This is a genomic window from Rhizobium phaseoli, from assembly GCF_001664385.1.
Classification (GTDB): Bacteria; Pseudomonadota; Alphaproteobacteria; order Rhizobiales; family Rhizobiaceae; genus Rhizobium; species Rhizobium phaseoli.
This window is the reverse complement of record NZ_CP013534.1, coordinates 121,261-140,238: the sequence shown is the minus strand read 5'-3', so window position 1 is coordinate 140,238 and position 18,978 is coordinate 121,261. Positions and strand designations below refer to the sequence as shown.

Below are 18,978 nucleotides of genomic sequence, written 5' to 3'. Positions count from 1 at the left end.
GCATGCAGGCATTAAATCGGATGTCCTGAGCATGGCTTCAGTGGTGTTGGGCGCCCCGCTATGAAAACCCTCGACGCGCGAATTCGGTTTACAGGTGAGCGGCGCCAGGTCACGGCCCTTTTCTATGACATTGTCGGTTCCACCGAGCTCTTATTGCGCAGCGAGCCGGAGAAATTCTTCCGGTCGGTCTCGGCGTTACATCAGAGCGCCGAAGCGATCATCAAGAAACACGGCGGATTTCTTCATCAGCGGCTCGGCGATGGCGGATGCTGCTTCTTCGGCTATCCCGAGCAATCCGAGGATGCCGCCGAAAGCGCGGTGCGGGCCGCGCTGGAGCTGCTGCGCCTTGCGGCCGGAGCCAAGGGCAAGGCGCGCACGCCCTTCCGGCTGCGGATCGGCGTTGCCACCGGCCTTGTCGTCTTCTCGACGGAGGGTGACGAGATCGTCGGCACCGCGCCGGTTCTGGCGGCGCGCCTGCAAGCCGAGGCCGAGCCCAATTCCGTGCTTGTCGCTGACAACACCGTTCAGCTGACGCGGCAAAAATTCGAATACAGCCTGCTGCGGGAGGCGAGGCTCAAAGGCTTTGACGAGCCGATCGCGCTCTGGCGCCCAAGGGAGCGTGATCCTGCGGCCTCGGAACCCGTGCCACCTCAGGAGCCGGACCGGCCCATTCGCGGCCGAGAACAAGAGCTTGCCGCTCTTGCCAGCGCCTGGAATTCAGCGCTCGCGAACAAGGGCAGCCTGATCGCCATTGTCGGCGAGGCGGGCATCGGCAAATCCCGACTGGTCGGCGAATTCGCTCGAAATCTGCAGGGGAGCGCAAACGAGGCCGTGGTCTTTCAGTGCGGCAGGCGGATGGAAAGCCAGCCTCTGCATCCCTTCGTTTCATTTCTCGAGCGGCTGGTCGGCGACGCTTCGGTTCTGAAGGAGGGCAACGCCCACGCCGTCAAGCAGGCGCTTCAGGCATCCGGCCGGCAGGTGGACGACGCCGCCGTCGAAACGATCCTCGCCTTCACCGCCGACCTATCCCCGGCGCCGTCGCGCAATCTTCGCGTCTCCGACCTGTCCGGGCGCGCCTTCCGGCGCAAGGTGATCGAGGCCGCCGCCGACATGCTGACATGCAAGGCGCCCGGCATTCCGACGCTGCTGATCTTCGAGGATGTGCACTGGGCCGACGACATGACGCTGGAGCTGATCGACCGGCTGGGGGCGCTGGCGGCCGGGCTGCCGATCCTCGTCGTGCAGACATCGCGGATCAGACGGTCCCTCGCAGTCGCAACGGAGATCGAACTGTCAGGCCTGACGGCTACCGCGGTTCGCGATCTCGTCGCCTCGATCTGGCGCGAGCATCCCCCGCCCGGCCTGTCGGATTTCGTTCTCGATCAATGCGATGGGATGCCGCTTTACGCCGAAGAGCTGACCAATTTCCTGCGCGAACGGCAGCCGCTCGGCACGTCGTTGACGGCGTGGAAAGGGCTGCTCAGGGAGGGCGGCGTCTCCTCGCTCAATGATCTGCTGTCCGCCCGACTGGCGGCGACCGGTTCGGCGCGGCGGGCGGCGCAATTTGCCAGCGTCATCGGCCGCGAATTCAGCATCTCGCTGCTCGCCTACCTTCTCGAAGGCGTCAGCCGCCAGAAGCTCGATACCGACATCGACCGGCTTCTCTCCCAGGGCATCATCGAGCGCTCCTCGGTCACGCATGGCTCCTTTCAGTTCCGGCACGTGCTGGCGCAGGAGGCGGCCTATGGCAGCCTTTTGAAGAGCGACCGGCGTCGCATCCACAGGCGGATTGCCGATCGCCTGATCGGGGAGACGAAGCCGAGCCTGCCGGCCGCGATTGCCGCCTGGCAATGCGCCGAGGCGGGCCTGCATGATGCGGCCGCCCGATTTGCCCTGGCGGCGGCGGAAGCATGCGTTCTGCGCTCCGCCATGCGCGAGGCAAATGTCTCGCTGGAACTCTGCGAGCGGGAGGTCGACAGCCTCTCCCGGCGCCACCCCGACCGCACCGAACTCGCCTTGAGCCTGTTTGAACTGCGGGGCGTCGTGGCGGCGGCCCTTGAGGGCGAAGGTTCGCAGAGCGCGCGCCGGGTCTATGCCCGCGCGATGCAGTTCCTGAAGAAACAGCCGCCGGCCCTTCGGATGAAACACTTCCCGGTCTATTGGGGATGGTGGTTCACGGCGCCGAATATCCTGACGCAGCAGTCGCGCGCGCGGATTGTCGTCGGCGACATGCAGGCCGTCGAGGATCGGGAAACGCGGTTGCAGTCCTATCATTGCGGCTGGGCGACGAGCTTCCATGCCGGCGAGCACGCCTTCTGTCTCGATTGTGTCGCCAAGGGCCTCGATCTTTACGAGGCCGACAGCGCGGTGCGCAATCGCGCCTTCTTCGGCGGGCATGACGCCAAGGTCTGCGGGCTGGGCGAAAGCGCGCTTTCCTACCTGCTGCTCAACGAAACCGGCGCCAGCGAGGATGCGATCCGAGCATGCCTTGAATGGGGGACGGCGACCGATCACGCCGGCAGCATGGTGCATGCGCTTTATTACGCCATGGTGCTTGCCCGCTGCCAGAGCCGATATGCCGACGTCCATGCGCTTGGCGAACAGATGCTGTCGCTCGCCGAGCGACACGGACTGGCGGCAAGCCAGGCGCGGGCCAACATGTATTGCGGCTGGGCGGAGCTGATGACCTCACCGGCAGGGCGCGGCGCGGCGCGTTTCGAGGCCGGTCTTCTGCTGCAGCAGCAATTGGGCACCGACGATAATTTTTCCATGCACAGCGACATGCATGCGCAGGTGCTGCAGCGGCGCGGCAGGCCGGCCGAAGCGCTGGCAATCGTCCAGAATGCAATCAGCGTCGGCCGCAGCAGCGGCCAGTGGTTCTGGCTCGCCGAACTCTATCGCCTCAGCGCCAAACTGCGGCGCGATGTCAACGATGCGCCGTCATCGATCAGAAGAGACCTTACGAAAGCCGTGCAGATTGCCGAGGGGCAAAAGGCCGCCTGGCTGGCCGAAAGGGCAAAGCGCAGCCTGGCCGGGCTGCAAGGCAATGGCTCGCGATAGAGCGGATGGACATAGGGATGCTCGATAACTTCGCCGATATAATCCCTGATACCGAGCTCCCCTCGCCTCCCGATCCCCGGCAGACGGTGCAGCGCATCCTCACACGCCGGGCGGAATACGGCATCACCAGGCTCGGTTCGATCACCGGGCTCGACTGGATCGGCATCCCGGTCGTCCAGGTCGTGCGGCCGCACTCACGCTCCGTCGCCGTCAGCCAGGGCAAGGGATTGACCTTCCCCCTAGCGGCGATCTCGGGCCTGATGGAATCCCTGGAAGGCTGGGCCTCGGAGCGGATTGATCAGGAGCGCATCTTCACCGCAAGCCTGCGCGACATGAACGCCCGGGGAGACTGGTCGCACCTCGGCATCGACCGGGACGAGGCGATGCTCTCCTGGATTGCCGGGTTGGATCTCTTTTCCGGGCGGCAAATCGCCGTACCGCTTGCCCTCGTCGATACCGCCTACATCGTCCCGTCGCCGCATCCCCATTGGATCGCCCGCGACACGACGGGCCTCGCCGCCGGCACGAGCCTGCACGGCGCGGTCCTGCATGCCTGCCTGGAGATTCTCGAACGTCAGGCCCGCTGCACGGCGATGAAGACGCCGCACTTCTTCGACCGCTTCCAGATCGACACTCTTTCGGTCCAATCCGGAAGCGCCGGCGATATCCTGCGGCGGCTCGCCAAGGCGGGTTTTGTCGTCGGCATCTGGCAGATCCCGGCGCCGCACGCGCTGCCGGTCTACTGGTGCCACGTCATGGAAGATGCGAGCCGCGCCCCCTTTGCGCCTTTGCCGGCGGACGGCTTCGGCTGCGATCTCAGCCACGACAGGGCGCTGACCAGCGCCTTGCTCGAAGCCTGCCAGTCCCGCCTCGGCGTCATTTCCGCGGCGCGCGACGATATCAGGACGGAGCTTTACGGCCATGCCGACGTGAGCGAACTGGCCGCCTGGCGCGAACAACTCGCAAGAGGCGGCCGCCCCTATGTCGGCGCCGAGGACGCCGGCGCCGGCGAGCGCGCGATCCGGCCGGTCATCGAGGCGTTGAAGCTCGCCGGCGCTAAAGCGGCTGCTCTTGTGGTTCTTCATTCGGACGACCGCGTCCCGCTGCACGTCGTCCGCGTCGTTGCTCCGCCGCTGGAAACCAATCCGGAGGCCGATTTTGCGCGATGATATCGTGGTCTTTCTCGGCCCCACCCTCCCCGAGAGGCAAGCCCGGACCTATCTGGACGCGATCTATCATCCTCCCGTCGGCTGCGCCGATGTCGTGCGGGCCGTGGCCGAATATGCGCCCGCAGCGATCGTGCTGATCGACGGCGTCTTCGGAGAGCTTCCGGCGGTCCGTCACCAGGAAATCCTGTGGGCGATCGCCCGCGGCGTGCGCATCTACGGCGCCGCCAGCATCGGCGCACTGCGGGCCGCCGAACTCGCGCCACAGGGCATGATTGGCCATGGGCTGATCTACCGTTGGTACCGGAGGCATCCGCTCGCCGACGACGCCGACGTGACCGTGCCGATGGCGCCCGCCGCCCTCGGATCCCGCGCATTGGGCGACGCCCTCATCGACATCAGGCTGACGTTGAAAAAGGCCGAGCGCGCCGGCGTCATCGAAAGGCGGCTGCGATGCGACCTCGAAACGCTGGCAAGCGGACTTCACTTCAGCGAACGATCCTTCTCCAGGCTGCTTCTGGCGGCGGCCGAAAACAAACCCGGCCCGGCCGGCCAGATCCAAGCACTAAAAGCCTGGGTGAAAACCAGCGCCACAAGCCGTAAGCGGGAAGATGCGGTAAATCTGCTCACATATCTTGCCGGTCAAAAGATCAAAATACCGAAAAAAGGCCCTCCCCTCGCATTTGAACTTACGGAATCATTCTCCAACGACATGGAGTACTACAACATGATCGATAGTCTATTGTCGAAAGGCACGTAGTACTGGTATAGTTGATGATCGCTTGACGTTGGGCAACGAGCGGTGGGGGCAGCATTGGATGCCATCACGCATAACGAGGGCGCAAGTAACGGGGCAGCTGCAGAGCGGCCGCTTGGAACACGTTTCCTCGTCTTTCCCCAGCCATCCTTCATTCCCGGTTACGAAAAGCCCGAAGTGGTGTGGATCGGGCCTTCGGCAGGGCCGATCCTGGCGGGGCCCTCCGACAGCCGCATCTATGTGGCAAATCCGGTCGAGGCGAAATCGCCCTATGCCGCGCCTTATATCCCGCCCTATCCCGGCCTGCTGCGGCCGCCGGCCGAGCCCGGCCCCGACGGCCATTTCGATCACATTGGACCCGGCTCACCGGCCTTCCTTTCGACCCATAGCTATGCCTGCACGCGGCGCGTTCTCGACATCTGCGAGGGCTATCTCGGCCGCTCGATCGTCTGGTTCTTCCAGCCGACGCTGGAACGGCTGGAAATCGTTCCCCGCATCCCGCATTGGCAAAATGCCCAGTCCGGCTTCGGCTTTCTCGAGCTCGGCGAAAGCGAGGAGCACGGCCGGGCATCCTGTTTCGCGCTGAATTTCGATGCGGTCGCCCATGAAATGGGCCATCTCATTCTGCTCAGCGAACTCGGGATCCTCGAAGGCGACGGCGCGGGCAGCGATTTCTTTGCCTATCACGAAGCCATCGCCGATTTCATCTCGCTGCTCGGACTGCTAAGCTTCGACACGGCGCTCGACCGGCTGCTGCGCCGCACCGGCGGCAATCTGCTGCTGCACAACGAACTCGATAAATTTGCCGAGCTCAGCGACGAGAAGCAGCTGAGATTGCTCAACAATTCGCTTCGCATCGGCGATGTCAGCCAGGAAGTTCACGACCAGTCGAAGCCCTTCGCAGCCGGCCTCTTCGACAGCCTCGTCGAGGTCTACCAGACGCTGCTGTTCGAACGCGGCGTATCCGACATCGACCCGAGGCGCTTCAGCGATCTGCGCCAGCAAATGGCCCCGGCGCTGATGGAAGAAGCACTTCACGTATCGCCAGCATCCTACGAGCTGATGCATTTCGCCGCGAAAGCCGCCCTGCAGGAGGCGCGCGACATCATCGGCGAAGCGCTCGTTCGCTCCTGGAAATACCTCGATCCCGCCAGCCTGACCTTCGAAGCGGCGGCCCTGGCCTTCCTCGAGGCGGCGAGCCGCGGGCGCGGGATCTCCTATCTCGACCAGCTTGACGATTGCATGAGGTGGCGCGGCATTCTTTAACCAACGACGGGAGGCATCGATGATTGACGACAGCGTTCCAGCACCGCCTGGACCCCGCTATATCGCGGATGAGATCATACTCTACGGCATAGACTTGAATGACGCCAAGGGCGTCGCCCATCTGGATGTTGGGCTTGTCAATAATGCAGAACTACAAGTAAAACTGGATGCGGGAATAGTAGCCGGCTACACAGTGCTTGCTTATGGCTACGCCTTCGAGGGCCACTGCTACAGGCTGGATTCAGTCCGCATTTTTATTATTACAGGTCCGATTGCGGAGAAGGCAGTGGGCTGCTGCTTTGACGACGAGTTGCGTAAGCTGGGTTACAAAATGTGGCGGATCACCGCATCTGAACAAATCCTCGAAATCTCAACGTCCTTTGGCAACGCACGGACCCTCATCCTGGAATCGCAGTTGCCCGGTAAGAGATCTCCTAGTTCCTACGCCATCACCTTGAGGATGGCGCATCGCAATGGTCGCCTCACAAACGAGTAGATTGGTTCTACAGCAAGGGGAGCGTAACTATGCCATATAAAGTGAGTATTTACTTTGCTAAAGACTACGCATCGATCACAGTGAAAGACTGGCTTAGCGATAGCATCTGCATGGATATTCTGACGGATACAGAACTCAAATGCGTTGCAGTAAAAAAGTCGGCCACTTTCCAAGTGTTGATCGGACAGAAAAACAACGTAGGTGAGGTGATAATCGATGAAGCGGCGGCAGGCGCCACTTCTATACCTACCAGCTACAAAATTCCAGCTGAGCTCGATGCGACCGGAACAATCACCTTCCCTAAGCCAGCCGCCGTATCGCAAAGCGATATCGGCAAGCTTACCGAAGAGATCGAGGCCATAAAACAGCGGATTGGTCCATAGCAATTCTACGCGGCCTCGTATCCCTAGACTACGCCGCGCGTACCCTGTCGCGGCCGCTCATCTTGGCGTCATAGAGCGCCTGGTCGGCGCGCCGATAAAGCTCCGAGGCGCTGTCGATCGGCAGACTGGCGGCGATGCCGGCGGAGCAGGTGTAGCTGAAGTCGGGCGAGTCGGCGAGCGGCCGGGAAAAGCGGATCACCGTCAGCATGCGCTCGACCATGGCGAGGGCGTCTTCCGGGCTCGTCGACGGCATGACGAGCAGGAATTCCTCGCCGCCGACCCGGCCGAAACAATCGTTGCGGCGCACATTCTGATGAATGCGATGGGCGAAATCACGCAGCACCAGATCGCCGGCGTGGTGGCCGAACCGATCGTTGATCTGCTTGAACTTGTCGATGTCGAAGACGGCAAGGCAGCCGCTGCCGCCAGTCCGGGCGGCGGCCAGCATGTCGTCGACGCGGGCCATGACGAAGCGGCGGTTGGCGACGCCAGTGAGTTCGTCTGTATAGGACGCCTTGATCGCCTGATCGCGATCCTGGCGGACCGTTCTGCCCTGCGCTCTCAACCGGGTGATGTCGCTGGCAATGCACAACATCCAACCATTCTGCTGCACCGCCTCGGTCATCCACAGCCAGCGGCCGTCGCACAGATCGGTCTCGAAGGCGCGATAGCCGATCTTGCCGCGACGCGACTGGGTCGAGCGCAGCCACGCCTGGAAATCATCGGTCCGCAGAACGGTGCCGCGGCCAAGCTCGAAATTGCGCCGCATGAGATCCGGCCAGAGCGGCGTCTCATCGGGCTCGATGAAATAGGCCGAACGGAAGGCGCTGTTGGCATATTGCAGCCGGTCATCCCCATCATAAACCGCAATCAGCGTTTCGGTCTGTGCAGAAAGATTGAGAAGCTGTTCGACGTGTGCGTCCATACCGTACCCTGTCTGGTTGTCCTGGCATGACATGGCGCAGAAATCCTATGAGGAAAGGGGCGGCTGCGGCAAGCCAAGGCGCCTCCCGTGATTACGGAAACGTCAACAAACACCGCGCCGCCGCCGGCTTCACCGCAGCGCCCTGTTGAGATCATACAACCAGACCAGCGAACGTTGTTCTCGCAGGTGGCCAGGGTTCGGCCTGTTCCGGGCGTTTTCTACAATTCTTTGGCAACAGCTAACGGTTAAGCTCGTCGAAAAAAGCAACGATTGGCTCACAATCAGCGCTAAGAGCGAGTCCGTTTATCGCACGCTCGGAAACGGGGACGAAGCTCTGGGCGAAGTAGGACCAGTTGTAGAACTGGTCCCAACCACCCTTCCTGACCACGAGCACTGCATGAAACGCGAACTGGTAGTCGGTGGAACCACCGCCGTTCGTAAACGGTGTGTGCATCCTCAAACCCGCCAAGTCAGCCCACCGGCTTACTGCCTTATACCGCCCGAGATAATCCTTGGGCACCTGCACGCAATAGGGATGTGAACCGGCGACCGCGAGTGCACGCCACTCCACAATCGTGATGTTGAGGGCAGACCAAAGAAATAGGCCGGCAATAGGTCCAGCAACTGACGACACCACCACCATGTGAAGCAGTTTGACCGCCCTCGGGCTATCGATCCTGCCTAGCGCGAGCGCAAGGATCGGCAGATCGACTAGGCCAGCCAGCAATACAAACAACCAGATGGCGGGACTAAACTGATCCGTCACCCATACCATTGGAGCAACAACCAGACTCATTCCGAAGTGCACAGCGACGGCTCGCCTCATTAAGCGAGAAGCCGGTTGATCCAGAATAAGTGCACCGGCCGAAATGGCAAAAGCCATAAGCGGACCCGAAAACCACAACAGACATATAAGGACAGCCGTGAGGTCCCAACTGTAGTAGGCGGTCGGGTGGACTGACCATAGAAAAATCCCTGCCATCAGGGAGCACCATCCGCAGAGCAGGATTAGGTGGAATACCGGCAATGGTCTCGAAGGTGTCGACACGGAGGACGCGGTCATGTTTCTTTGACCAGATTTTTCATTAGCGATTTCGAACGTCAGAACGGACGTCGCGGTGCTGGCGGCGGATTTCAGCCCTGCGGTGTAGGCTCATCCCACGGCGCTTTGGTCGACATGGTCCGTTTCAGGCGGTCATTGGGCTGTGCTGGCACGTCGAGGCGGGCAAGGTATTCGGCATAGATCTCGCGGCTGACCTTGAATATGGTCCGCTCGAGCAGCACTTCCGGACTTTTGTTCCTGGGCGAGGAGGGCATGGGAAACTCCTGTCTGAAGCAGACACATAGCGTAACGATGCTCACCTCTACAAGCGCTGTAAAGATGGCGTCGTTACGCGGTTGGTCTGCTATTTCCTGCCCAGTCGCTATGCCTATTTCCCGTCAGGCTTTCCCGTTTGTGTCGTCGCTGCCTTGACGCCGCCCTGCTGCAGATCCGCCTGGTCGGCGACGATGGCGGCCGCCTCGTCGAGCAGGACGTCCTTGGCCTTCTTGCGGGCGTTTTCCATGGCGATATCGGCGCTCAGGCTACGCTCGTCCGACTGCAGGCCGTCATCGCCGGTCGGATCCTCGCCGTCGCTCGCCTCGGCCCGGTCCTTGAACCGCTTCTCGCGGGCCGCCGCTTCCTTGCGGCGCTCGGCTTCATTCAGCGACACGACGCCTTTTTCGCGCTGCGCCTTCAGCTCGGCAATGTCCTCGATCAGACGCTGGAAATCCGGATCGCTCTTGACCCGTGCGTCATGACGGCTTTGCAGGGCCGGCAGCAAGGCCGTGACGTCGCCTTCCGGCGTATATTTCGCCGGCTTGATCTCTGCCCAAGGCAGGGCATTGTCATAACTCGTCTCGCCGAAGCTCGTCGGGTCGGACAAGCCTGGCAGGCTGATATCCGGGGTGACGCCGCGCAGCTGCGTCGTACCGCCATTGACCCGGAAGAACTGCGAAATCGTCACCTTCAGCTCGCCGAGCTCGGGTTTGCTGTTGTGAACCACCTCATCGAGATCGACGACCGTCTGCACTGTGCCCTTGCCGAAGCTGCCTTCGCCGATGATGGCGCCGCGCCCGTAATCCTGGATCGCCGCGGCAAAGATTTCCGAAGCCGAGGCCGAGCCGCGATTGATCAGGACGCCCATCGGGCCGGTCCAGGCGGGGGCTGAAAGATCGGCGCTCTTCACGGCGATCTTGCCATTGCTGGCGCGCTGCTGGACGACCGGGCCCTTGCCGATGAAGAGGCCGGTGAGATCGATCGCCTCGTCCAGCGAACCGCCGCCATTGTTGCGCAGATCGATGAGAACGCCGTCGACATTCTCCCGGCTCAGTTCATCGAGCAGCTTGGCGACATCGCGGCTGGCGCTCTTATAATCCTTGTCGCCTTTGTTCTTGGCTTCGAAATCCTCATAGAAGACCGGCAGGGTGATGATGCCGATCTTGCGGGTGGCATCGCCCGCCTTGACGGAGAGCACTGTCTTCTTGGCCGCCTGCTTGTCGAGGCTGATCTTGTCGCGCACCAGGCTGACGACGCGGTGCGTGGCATCGGCGCCGGCATCGGCCGGCAGAATATCCAGGCGCACGACGGAGCCCTTCTTGCCGCGGATCATCTGCACGACTTCATCGAGACGCGTGCCCACCACTTCCTTGATCGGCCCGTCCTTGCCCTGGCCGACGCCGGTGATGCGGTCGCCGACGGCAAGCTTGCCGGAGAGCTGCGCCGGCCCGCCGGGCACGAGCTCACGGATCGTCGTGTAGTCGTCGCGCTCCTGCAGCACCGCGCCGATGCCGAACAGCGACAGCTTCATCGAGACATTGAAATCGGCCGAAGCGGCCGCGCCGAAATAATCCGTGTGCGGATCGACCGCGTTGGAATAGGCATCCATGAACGACTGGAAGACATCGTCGCTCTTGAACTTGTAGGCGCGCTCGAGCGTGTTTTCATAACGCTTGTCGAGCGTTTCGCGAATGGCCGCATCGGTCTTGCCGCCGAGCTTCAGCCGCAGCCAGTCGCTCTTGACGCGCTTGCGCCAAAGCTCGTTGCTCTCGGCCTCCGACTGCGGCCAGGGCGCCTTCTCGCGCAGCACCGCATATTCTTCCTTCTCGCTGAAATCGAAGCCCTGCTTCAGCAGGCTGCGCGCATAGCTCATGCGGTCGGCAACGCGCTGTTCATAAGCATTGAAGATCGCAAACGGGATCTTCAGATCCTTCCGCTCGATCGCGTCGTCGATCGCGCTGCGGTCCGCCATGAACTTGTCGATATCGGCCTGCAGGAACAGCATGCGATCCGGATCCAGCGACTTGATGAACCCATCCATCACCCGCGCCGACAAGGCGTCATCAAGCGCCACCGGCTTGTAGCTATAGCGCGACAGAAACTGCGCGCTCAGCAAAGCCGCATCCGCCTGCCGCTCCAGCGGCTTCAAGACAGGCGGCGGTGCAACTTCAGCATATGCGGACGGCGCAATTGCAAGAAATGCACCAAGAAAAACGTAGGCTATGCGCATGCAGCGTGGATCCAATTCTTATGCGTGCTTTGTCGATGGGTGATTTAGGTGGCGCAATTATGGTTCTTTGGCAAGCAGGTGGCAATGAATGGTTTCGGAAGCCGCGACCGGGCGTAGATTTCATCACCAAATGGTGCTATTTTCAGCACCAGAATTGGAAACCGACCATGCGATCAACTATCAATCTCGACGACACCCTCATGGAAAGGGCCAGGTTTCTAACCGGCACGAAAGAAACCGCCACTCTGGTACGCCAAGCGTTGGAGACGCTTGTTCGTGTGGAGTCGGGAAAACGCCTTATCGCGCTGGGCGGAACTATGCCGGATGCGGAGGCAGCCCCACGCCGCCGGAGCGCAGCTCGCAAGTGATACTTGCCGACACTTCCATCTGGATCGATCATTTCCGGCATGCCGATTCAGAGCTGCGCAGGATTATCGAGGACGATCGTCTCCTATGCCATCCGGCCGTGATCGGAGAACTCGCACTTGGCAGCCTTCGGGATCGCAATAACGTCATAGCTTTCCTGGCGGCCCAGCGCGAAGCGTTCGTCGCGACGCACGACGAAGTCATGATGATGATCGATCGCCACGCCGTTTTCAGCATGGGCATCGGCTACACAGATGCCCATTTGATGGCTTCAGTTCTACTCGATCGGCGAGCGGCCTTATGGACGAGAGACAAGCGTCTGCGGGCAGCGGCCGAAAAGGCGGGGGCTTCCCTTCACACGCCCGACAATGCGCGAAGCTAAATGCTGTATCAAAGCGATAGCCGCGTAAGGGCGGGCGTGAGCCCGGCCTGTCAACGAGCACGAAGTGGCGCGAACGTTTCAGTGTGCGGTGCCCGATTTCTCCCTTGCCTTCACAATGGCGTCCGCTTCCTTGCCGTATAGCTCCTCGAAGTGATCGAAGGTCTTGGAAAAATAACCAATGCCCTGCGTCGCCGAGCGCAGCGACCGCGCCAGATCTTCAAGTGCGCCGCCCGGAACGAGCGCCCGGAAGATGTCCCATCCCTTGGCGGCCTCATCACGGTCGAAGCCGAGAACCTGGCCGTTGAGCGCGGCGACGATCTGGACAAGGCTGCCGGAATAGGCCGACGGGATGTGGAACTCCGTGCGGAAGATCGGCTGCATCAAGACGGTCGATCCTTCGGAAAACGCCTGTCGCACCCCCATTTTCGACGCAGTCCGGAAGGCATGTTCCGAACTGTCGACGGAATGGTGCTGACCATCCAGCAGCGTTACGCCGACATCGATGACTTCGAAGCCCAGCGGGCCTTTCTCCATCGCTTCGCGGGCGCCTGCTTCGACGGCGGGGAAGTAATTGCGCGGAACGGCGCCGCCCTTGACGGTTTCGCCAAAGGTGAAGCCCTGGCCGCGCTCGTTGGGATGAATGCTCAACTTCACATCCGCGAATTGCCCGGCACCGCCGGTCTGTTTGCGATGGCGGTAATGAACCTCCGATGGTTTGGCGATCGTCTCGCGGTAGGTTGGGCTCGGCGTTCGGTCGGTCACGGAGATGTGAAAGACGTCCGCTAGCGTTCGGCAGAGATCACGCAGATGCACCGGCCCCTGGGCGCGGACGAGCTGAGCGCCCGTGCCTTCCTCCTGCAAGACTTTCAGGCCGCGATCCGTCTCGGACAGTTTCGCCAGCGTTTCGGAAAGTTTGTTTTCATCGCGCTCGCTGGCCGGAACCAGGATCCTTTCAAGCATCGGCGTCGGTGGTTCCGTCCACTCGGGCGGGGCGACCACCGCACCGGAAGTCAACAGCGAAGGGACGGGCAGGTGGTCGGACTTGACCGTCGCGAAGACATCCCCAGGTGCCGGCAGAACCGGCGAATTGGACCGCCCGTTTGCGAGACTTTGGACGGCGCCGAGGCTGGAGCCGCCGAGTGATGCGCCTTGCCGCAGTCCCTCGCCAAGGGCGCGCACGAGCACCGTCTTGCCGACATTCTGGCGATGATAGGCATGGAAGCTCACCGCCGCCAGCTTGCCTTCATCGACAGTTCCCGCATGCGCGAGACGCTGCCTGAGAATCCCGACCGGCGGCGCCTCGTGGCGCAGCGCCTTCATCAGCCTCATCATGCCATTGCCGTGACTTGCCGCACCGATCAGGACCGGGATAATTCTGTTTTCCCTGAGAACCCGTGATGAAATGGCATAGAGCGCGTCGCTGGATGGCTCGCGGTCCTCGATCAATTCCTCGAGAAGCCAGTCATCGAATTCGGACAGGTATTCCAGCAGCTCGGTGCGCGCTTCGTGCTCGCGTTCGGCGGTGCTTTCGGGGATTGCGATCAGCGCCGAAGGCTGGCCTTCCCGGTAGCGCCACGCCCGTTCCGAAATCAGATCGCAACTGCCGATGATCCTGTCCCCCTCGTGGATCGGAATCTGGCGAAGCAAAAGGGTATGGCTGGCGTAGTCTTGAAGCGCGGCGATCACATCCCTCAACCGCCCTCTCGGTTCGTCCATCCGGTTGACGAAGAGGATGCAAGGCGTCCCCGAGGCTTCGACGATCCGGAGATAGGGCGCGGCGAGCACCGCCTCCTCGGGTGCCGGTGAAACGCACAATATGCAGGCGTCGCTGGCAAGAAGCGCCTGCTGCGCATGCGCCAAGGCTTCGTTGGGTCCCGGCGCATCCAGTGCGCACCACGCCTCGTTTCCGAAGATGAACTCTGTGAGGTTCAATCCATAAGGGGAGTTGGATTTTCTCGGCGTCCCCTCCAGCGAGCCGAGCTTTTCCACGACTGTCGATTTTCCCGTCTGCGAAGGTCCAAGCACGGTAAAGCAACGCATCAGCATTCCTCCAACTGCCATAAACACAATTTCAGCCATCATAGGATGCCCTGAACCGCTGCAAGGCGCCAGAGGTGTTCAGTTTCACAACGCTTTTGACCTGGATCTGCGCTTATCGTCGTGTGTTCTGGGCGGCCCGAAGCAGCCTTTCTCGCCCGCTTTATACAATGCTGCGATGGACGATGGAAAAGCGCGGTCTTCGTGCCAAGCTATTTAATAACCATGACCGGGTGAAAACCTATAGGATAGTGGAGTTGGTCGCCTTGAAGGGATTTGAACCTACGACCGAGCGTACTTGACCCTAAGCTCTGATTACATGTGACAATGTTACGTCTTACGTCTGAATTCCGACGGCGGGCTTGAGTGCCACGCGGTTGAGGACCTGATTATACACCCCTAATTCCCCTGCCATTTCGAGCGTCACCACGAGAGCGAATTGGACATCGTCCGGCAAACTGTCTGCCTCACGCTGAATGTCGATCTCGAAGAACCCGTCTCCCGCAATTGCCGACGCCCTGCTGCCGTCCCAACGCCGATGCACCACGGTTCCTTTGTGCGCCTGCTTTGGATCCGGTTGAATCCCAGCCGCCTTTATACCAGCCGCACCCAATTTTGAGGGCTCGATGATCTTCATACGCGCGCCCCTGTATGCGACAGCACCCGGTTTTGGCGGAGAGAACCATGCTAGAGTTGCGTTCACGCCATGGGGTCTTGCCTGGCCGCTCATGGCGGCGGGCCAAGGGATGCGAAATCGTTTGCCCTGATCAGCCCCCAACCTGCCGACCGCCCAAAGTGTTGCACGGTCGGCGGCACAATCGATGACGCGGTCAGGATCGTAAGCGCCGAAACCGATATAACGCCGCACGTTGTCCTTCTGTCGGTAATGCTGGCGATTGTCGGACGGTCCGAGAATTTCGATCAAAAGGTCGCGAGCTTCGGTCCAGCGTGCGCCGTGGACGAGAAGCGCTTTCAACAGAACGGCGCGCTGCGCGCTTGGAAGCGTGACAAAATCCGGATAGGCGGCTTCGAGCGCTTCATGTGCGCGGGCCGCGACACCGGTTGCCAACGCCGCAGCGACGCTCGTGCCGACAGATCGCGCGACAACATTTGGTCCGAGCGATGTTCCCGTCGGGGGAGCAGCTACTCCTATACCGCCAAATGCGCCAGCGTTGACCGTCAAGGGCTGCAGCCGATGATTAGCACCGTCGGGCATCAGGCGAACATGATGGCGCCCGCCGGGCGCAAGGATATCTGGCTTGGTCGCTCCGGCATAACCTGGACCAAGTCCGCTTGAAACGGTACATAGGCCACTTTCGGCCCAAACATCGAAGGTTGAAGCCGGCAATGGGTAAGGATGCTGATAATTATCCGCATGCAGGGCACCGACCGTGATTGCGTTTATCGCCTCCGCCGGCGCCAAAATGCGACGCAGAGCGATCTGCGAGGCGCTTGCCCGAAGGGCAACCCGCATTTTCTGGTCAATTGGTAAGTCTTCGAATTGCATTGCGCTCATGTTTTCCGTTTCGTAGGCGCCCATGTGATTTCCGGCGCTGATGACGAAAAGGACGCCATATCGGCTTGCGAGATAATCGACGACACGGGACCATCCCGACATGCGCCCTGAAAACGGCTTGTTGGCATCCCCGAGCGAAGCATTGACGATCAACACATGCGGTGCCGCCGGTGACGGCCCATCACGCATGTGCACCAAGGCTTGCTCGAACAGGTCTGCGGGCAACCGATCAGGGAAACGCTCGACATTGCTACCGTCGGCCGCATCGAACATCATGCTGACGAAATAAACGGGACGCTCAAGTGCGCGGGGCCAAGGGTTGTTAAGATCGCCGTGAACCACCGCCGACGCCATCGCGGTTCCGTGTCGGCGCGGCCCTACCGCAAGTTGCTCGAGTCCGAACGGGTCGTCCAGACTCAGCATGTTGGCGAGACGGGGGTGCTGAGACAAGGGAACCGCATCGAATATACCGGCTATTGGATCGCCTGATGGAATGTCGGGCGCCTCGCCTGTAACATCACCCGGCTCGTCCTCATAGGGCACCGCGTGAAAGACGCTTTGTGGTCTGATCTGAAGGATCACGTCGGATCCGGCCAGGCTTTCGGAGTTGCCTGCCAATGCATCACGGATGGCCACAGTAGGGACGTCTGCCAAAATGGCGTGATAGGCAGCGCCCGCCACCCGCGCACGCGAGATGACGACACCGCCTTTAGCCTGAATGTGTTCACGTGCCACACCCTCGGCCACTTCGCCGTTTTGACGAAACACAAGTTCGATTTCCACGCGCATCGTGGCATGGCCGTGATCCGCCTCGGTGGCGAGAACCAAGGCGTCTTCGACGGCAATTCTGTCCTGCGGCCCCCAAGGGCGGATATCCCGCAATTGCGACAGGAGCGCTTTCCAGCTGCTGAACCGACTGGGTACGGATCCATTCCTACGCCAGTCCCGCCATAACGTGACCAGATTCCGCAGTGCTCCCTCGGACGGGACCATCAAATAAAGCGACGGATTGTGATCGAGATCGTCCGGATCAAGGTCCTCGACGCCGAGAAACTCGAGGCCGGGAACCAACCGAACGGCTTCCTCGAACTTGTAAACGCCGCCAGTCAGTTCGAAGACGAGCAAACGCTCCGGCGCTAATGCATTGGGATCGGCGCGTAATTGCAGCGTCGAGGTGTTGGTCGCCAGCAGATCGGACAACCGTTGTAGTTTGCGACCTGCATCGGTTCTAGCGTGCTCTGTTGGCGTGAACTTACGCGGGATCGGGGGGCGACCGCCCGACTGTCTTCCGACGCTGGCGGGGTTGTTGAGGCGTAGAAGGGGGCGTTCCGGAATGTTGGCCATCGCTCTCGGGTCTTATGCGGGTTTTCCAAAGACGAAGTTCTTCAGCGAGGACGGACTTGAGCGAGGCAGTCCCTTGCGCCAGGATATGGCGACGACGAATGTTCTGGCAGAACTCCCTCACCTCGGCATAGCTCGTGGGGCCGAGTTGTGAGGCGACCGTTTCAGCCGACATGCCTGCATTTTCCGGCCACATCTCGAAAAAGCGGTTAACCAGAACGGCCACGGAGCCGGCATCAGGTGCTGGCATGTCGATGCGAAGCTGGAAGCGGCGCCAGACGGCACGATCGAGCAGTTCGGCATGGTTGGTGGCGGCAACGACAATCACGTAACTCGGCAACTGGTCGAGCTGCATGAGCAGGAAGGAAACGACACGCTTGATCTCGCCGGTTTCGTGAACGTCACCGCGCTCCTTGCCAACGGCATCGAATTCGTCAAAGAACAGCACGCATGGTGTGGTACGGACATAGTCGAAAAGCCGTGCAAGACGCGCATTGGTTTCGCCGAGATAGGCACCGACCAGCGCATCGTAGCGGACCGTCAGGAGCGGAACTGCGACACTTTCCGCGATCGCTTCGGCGAGCGACGTCTTGCCGTTACCCGGTGGACCTGACAGGAGCACGCGGTGGCGCGGCTGCATGCCCTGCGCGCGCAAGAGATCGGCCCGCCGCTGTTCTTCGGTGAGCTGGCGTGTCAGTTGTTCTGCCGGAAGCGTGAGGAGCAGGCTTTCCAGTGTCGTCCTCGGCTCGCTCTCAAGGATGAAATCGCGGCCAGCGCCATTTGGCCGGCGCAGCTCGCTTGCCGGCGTGACGGGCACGGACTGGAGAGCCCGGTGCAGCTTGTCTGCCAGGACGTGATGGCTCTTCGACCGCTCTTCGGCTACGATCGCTTCGACAGTCGACGTCAATGTCGAGCGATCGCCGGAAGCGCCAGCCTTGACCAGGGATACAAGGAGATCACTTCTCGCCATTTGTTCAGGTCACATTCCTCTGTTCGAACAACTCTACCATGCAAGCTCCCGCCTGTGAATCCCGCCAATCACCGAGATTGTGGATGCTGCATAGGCATGGGCAGGGCCACCGACCGCCAATTGCCTCACCCGGCCCCTGTTCCGGAACAAGATGAAGGTGAGAGATAAGGTGCCGTTGCTGATTGCTGTAGGAATTCTCAACCTTCTTGGCGTCCCCTATCTTGGTGAGCGGGCATACGCTGGCGGACTAGCCTTCGTGTTGGATATGGTACTGCCCCTTTGAAAGTGGAAGGTCGATTTCTCCCATAGACGACGGCTCGCACAAAGTTTGAGTTGACCGTCTCCGATGACAAGGCAACACTCCTACCAGCAGCAAGGCAGGGAGGAAAATCGATGGATGAGCCAGACCGCTGGCGCAATATGGCAACCGCACCGAGGGACGGCAGCCGGATCCTGGTGACGATCCGGGCGTCCGAGCAGGGGCCGGCGGAAGTTGATCTCGCTTATTGGTCGCATGGCGATCAATTCGCGGGAGAAGGCTGGCGCGCCTCGGATTCTTCGCCCGGGCACATCATCGAATATGCCGAGCCGGAGCTGAAGTGTTGGATGCCGATGCCGTCCGCCAATCGCACCTCGATGCCCTCGCCCTGGGAAGGCGATGACGACGAGCAGCTCGATGGGTCGGGGATTTAGCGTTTCCGGCGATTGATGCCGAGAGGCTTCCCCATGCAAAAGCCCCGCGGTCGTTGCCACACCGCGGGGCTC

Annotated in this window: 15 protein-coding genes and 1 pseudogene; 9 read left to right on the top strand and 7 right to left on the bottom strand. The window is 61.2% G+C overall.

Annotated features, from left to right (window positions below; genetic code table 11):
* Positions 1 to 60: 60 nt before the first annotated feature.
* From AMC88_RS23975 to AMC88_RS23950, 6 genes are read left to right on the top strand one after another with little or no spacing between them, the layout of a single operon-like run.
* A complete protein-coding gene (locus AMC88_RS23975) occupies positions 61 to 3,060 on the top strand; it encodes an ATP-binding protein (protein WP_064826187.1) in 3,000 nt (999 codons plus the stop codon).
* Between the two features lie 5 nt (positions 3,061 to 3,065).
* Positions 3,066 to 4,229 (top strand): YcaO-like family protein, encoded by a 1,164-nt coding sequence (locus AMC88_RS23970; RefSeq protein ID WP_064826186.1) that lies wholly within the window; start codon positions 3,066 to 3,068, stop codon positions 4,227 to 4,229.
* On the top strand, positions 4,219 to 4,986 hold the full coding sequence (locus tag AMC88_RS23965; protein WP_064826185.1) for a TfuA-like protein: 768 nt from the start codon (positions 4,219 to 4,221) through the stop codon (positions 4,984 to 4,986). The genes AMC88_RS23970 and AMC88_RS23965 overlap by 11 nt, the downstream gene beginning before the upstream one ends.
* A 42-nt stretch (positions 4,987 to 5,028) precedes the next feature.
* On the top strand, positions 5,029 to 6,249 hold the full coding sequence (locus tag AMC88_RS23960) for a gluzincin family metallopeptidase (RefSeq protein WP_064826184.1): 1,221 nt from the start codon (positions 5,029 to 5,031) through the stop codon (positions 6,247 to 6,249).
* A 19-nt stretch (positions 6,250 to 6,268) separates the two neighbouring features.
* Positions 6,269 to 6,745 carry a hypothetical protein gene (locus AMC88_RS23955; protein WP_064826183.1) on the top strand — a complete coding sequence of 159 codons (477 nt, stop codon included), beginning with the start codon at positions 6,269 to 6,271 and terminating at the stop codon, positions 6,743 to 6,745.
* Between the two features lie 29 nt (positions 6,746 to 6,774).
* Positions 6,775 to 7,128: a hypothetical protein gene (locus AMC88_RS23950; protein WP_064826182.1), complete on the top strand. Its 354-nt coding sequence runs from the start codon at positions 6,775 to 6,777 to the stop codon at positions 7,126 to 7,128.
* A gap of 28 nt (positions 7,129 to 7,156) precedes the next feature.
* Here the strand turns inward: AMC88_RS23950 and AMC88_RS23945 are convergent, their stop codons facing one another.
* The 4 genes and pseudogenes from AMC88_RS23945 to AMC88_RS23930 all read right to left on the bottom strand — a co-directional run bounded on the left by AMC88_RS23945 (position 7,157) and on the right by AMC88_RS23930 (position 11,601).
* Positions 7,157 to 8,053: a GGDEF domain-containing protein gene (locus AMC88_RS23945; RefSeq protein WP_064826181.1), complete on the bottom strand. Its 897-nt coding sequence runs from the start codon at positions 8,051 to 8,053 to the stop codon at positions 7,157 to 7,159.
* 238 nt (positions 8,054 to 8,291) lie between these two features.
* The gene (locus tag AMC88_RS23940) at positions 8,292 to 8,936 is read right to left on the bottom strand and encodes a hypothetical protein (RefSeq protein WP_141489223.1); all 645 of its coding nucleotides are present in this window, start codon (positions 8,934 to 8,936) and stop codon (positions 8,292 to 8,294) included.
* A gap of 251 nt (positions 8,937 to 9,187) precedes the next feature.
* Positions 9,188 to 9,346: pseudogene (locus tag AMC88_RS23935) on the bottom strand (type II toxin-antitoxin system TacA family antitoxin); the annotation flags it as partial.
* A gap of 137 nt (positions 9,347 to 9,483) precedes the next feature.
* On the bottom strand, positions 9,484 to 11,601 hold the full coding sequence (locus tag AMC88_RS23930; protein WP_064826178.1) for a carboxy terminal-processing peptidase: 2,118 nt from the start codon (positions 11,599 to 11,601) through the stop codon (positions 9,484 to 9,486).
* Positions 11,602 to 11,768: 167 nt separating this feature from the next.
* Between AMC88_RS23930 and AMC88_RS23925 the strand changes: the two genes are divergently transcribed.
* Together AMC88_RS23925 and AMC88_RS23920 are read left to right on the top strand one after the other, a co-directional pair.
* Positions 11,769 to 11,969: a type II toxin-antitoxin system VapB family antitoxin gene (locus tag AMC88_RS23925; protein WP_064826177.1), complete on the top strand. Its 201-nt coding sequence runs from the start codon at positions 11,769 to 11,771 to the stop codon at positions 11,967 to 11,969.
* Entirely contained in the window at positions 11,966 to 12,349 is a 384-nt protein-coding gene (locus AMC88_RS23920; protein ID WP_010015189.1) for a type II toxin-antitoxin system VapC family toxin, read from the top strand. The genes AMC88_RS23925 and AMC88_RS23920 overlap by 4 nt, the downstream gene beginning before the upstream one ends.
* A 78-nt stretch (positions 12,350 to 12,427) precedes the next feature.
* Here AMC88_RS23920 and AMC88_RS23915 read toward each other — a convergent pair whose 3' ends face one another.
* The 3 genes from AMC88_RS23915 to AMC88_RS23905 all read right to left on the bottom strand — a co-directional run bounded on the left by AMC88_RS23915 (position 12,428) and on the right by AMC88_RS23905 (position 18,213).
* Positions 12,428 to 14,389, bottom strand: coding sequence for an elongation factor G (locus AMC88_RS23915; protein ID WP_064830105.1), 1,962 nt, complete (start codon positions 14,387 to 14,389; stop codon positions 12,428 to 12,430).
* A gap of 334 nt (positions 14,390 to 14,723) precedes the next feature.
* The gene (locus tag AMC88_RS23910; protein WP_081277770.1) at positions 14,724 to 17,102 is read right to left on the bottom strand and encodes a S8 family peptidase; all 2,379 of its coding nucleotides are present in this window, start codon (positions 17,100 to 17,102) and stop codon (positions 14,724 to 14,726) included.
* 52 nt (positions 17,103 to 17,154) lie between these two features.
* Complete coding sequence (locus tag AMC88_RS23905; protein ID WP_064826176.1) at positions 17,155 to 18,213, bottom strand: AAA family ATPase; 1,059 nt, start codon at positions 18,211 to 18,213, stop codon at positions 17,155 to 17,157.
* 393 nt (positions 18,214 to 18,606) lie between these two features.
* Here AMC88_RS23905 and AMC88_RS23900 point away from each other — a divergent pair, with 393 nt between their 5' ends.
* Positions 18,607 to 18,906, top strand: coding sequence for a hypothetical protein (locus tag AMC88_RS23900; protein ID WP_064826175.1), 300 nt, complete (start codon positions 18,607 to 18,609; stop codon positions 18,904 to 18,906).
* Positions 18,907 to 18,978 lie beyond the last annotated feature (72 nt).